The sequence below is a fragment of the Acinetobacter sp. YH16044 genome, from assembly GCF_013417145.1.
Lineage (GTDB): Bacteria > Pseudomonadota > Gammaproteobacteria > Pseudomonadales > Moraxellaceae > Acinetobacter > Acinetobacter amyesii.
In genome coordinates this window covers 1-1,768 of sequence record NZ_VPEK01000121.1, presented here as the reverse complement: position 1 = coordinate 1,768, position 1,768 = coordinate 1, and the positions used below count along the sequence as shown (strand labels likewise).

The following is a 1,768-nucleotide window of genomic DNA, read 5'->3' as shown; positions in this document are numbered from 1 at the left end:
TTGATCAAAAAACATTCGTTTTTGCATTTTTTCCTGATTTCTCAAGGGTCACAGTTCAGAAATAATCCCCAATTTCTGCGGACAACTCTTGGGATAAAATAGGCCAACTTTGTAAGCTAAAACTTACGCAGATTTAAGGTTTTTGCGGATTGGTAATCAAAGGCATTAGCCCTATGATGAATACATAAGGGAACTGGATGTTTCCAGAAAACAAGAATAAGAAAATAGCGCAAGGAATGGGCAGCACGAGATCAGTAAGATTAGCAACCCGATATGAAAAAGCCCGACAGGATGTCGGGCTTTTTTATGTCTTGAATCTGGATTTCGTATAAGAGATTTTATGTTAAATAAAAGGAAAAAGTGCTTTTAAAAGATTACAGACTAGTAACTAAATTAATTTGATCTAATATTTTTTTGCAGTTTTCAATAGATTCCTTAGCTGATATTTCTGTCACTTTATCCTCTAACTTATAATCTGCAATAATACGTAATTGATGGAAGCTAACTAGTCGATATGCTATAGCTTTCAATTGTTTATTTGCCGGACGTAATTCTATTAAAGTCTGCCGTAAGGATGCATGAGTTCCACCTTTATAGGCATTCACAGGAATGCCTAAGGAATTGGATTTTTCATTAAGTTTATGAAATGCACAGTAATAACTACGGCTTATTATCTGACGATAATCAATTTCTGAAATTGGAGTAATAGAAATGATTTTTTGTGCAAAATTTAAAAATTCTATGCTATCCACGACTATCCTAATTCATTGCTTTTAAAATTTTCAGCCGTAAATATTATAGGATATTTAATAAGCTCTTCATACTCATAACTATCTAATAAGTCTAAAAATTTATCATTCATACCATCATTTAACAGCATAACTGTTTCTAGATCCAAATCGGTATTGAATAGTATTGTAGAAATTTGACTATCATTCACTTCTATAAATCTATTAACTTGATTATTACAGTGTGTGAAGAAGACAGAAAAAGCTACTTTCAATACATCTCTATACAAATCGAGATTTAGATTTGTATTTTCTATAATTTCTTGACGCGTCTCATTTAAGCTTAATAATTCTTGTTCATAGAATTTTTTCTTATTGTCATCTAAAGACTTCATATTAGTTAGCCTTTGATCATTAATATAATAAATTTTACATAAATTAAAGAACGATTCAAAATATGATGGATTATTACTTAACTCAAAAGCTTTCCAATAGGAATCAATTGCTTCTGAGTACTTTCCAGCATGTCCTAAAACATTAGCTATGTTTGAGTAGATCATAGCCTGATAGCCACAATCTTTTGTAAGTAATAATATAGATTTAAATATATTTATAGCTTCATCATGCTTATTTTCATAAGCAGCTATTGTGCCTAAAATAGCTTTATATTTGCATATATCTATACTACGAACCTTTTCCGCATCTCTTTTCCATGATTGAATTTTAAAGACACTAGATGTTTTCCTAACATTAGAGAACATAGCATCAAAAATGCTTTTATCAATAGTTTGAGGAGATATCATAGTCGATTAGGAATTCCATTTTTAATGCGCGGGTATAGTACAATATTTTGCTTTACTGAGTTACTAATTTTAGGTGGGTCATAAATTTATACTTCAAAAATAAAGGATTAGATCGAAAAATACTATTTTTTTTACTAAATATCATCCATTTCTATACTAAACACTTGGTTGTCATTTTTCTACAATTAATAAAATACTGATTAGTTGAATTAATTTAGATAAGAAAAAACCCCGGCA

Annotated in this window: 2 protein-coding genes; both read right to left on the bottom strand. The window is 29.9% G+C overall.

Annotated features, from left to right (window positions below; genetic code table 11):
* Positions 1-374: 374 nt before the first annotated feature.
* A complete protein-coding gene (locus FTV38_RS17360; protein ID WP_179997592.1) occupies positions 375-752 on the bottom strand; it encodes a hypothetical protein in 378 nt (125 codons plus the stop codon).
* A 2-nt stretch (positions 753-754) separates the two neighbouring features.
* Complete coding sequence (locus FTV38_RS17355; protein ID WP_092768988.1) at positions 755-1,531, bottom strand: tetratricopeptide repeat protein; 777 nt, start codon at positions 1,529-1,531, stop codon at positions 755-757.
* Positions 1,532-1,768 lie beyond the last annotated feature (237 nt).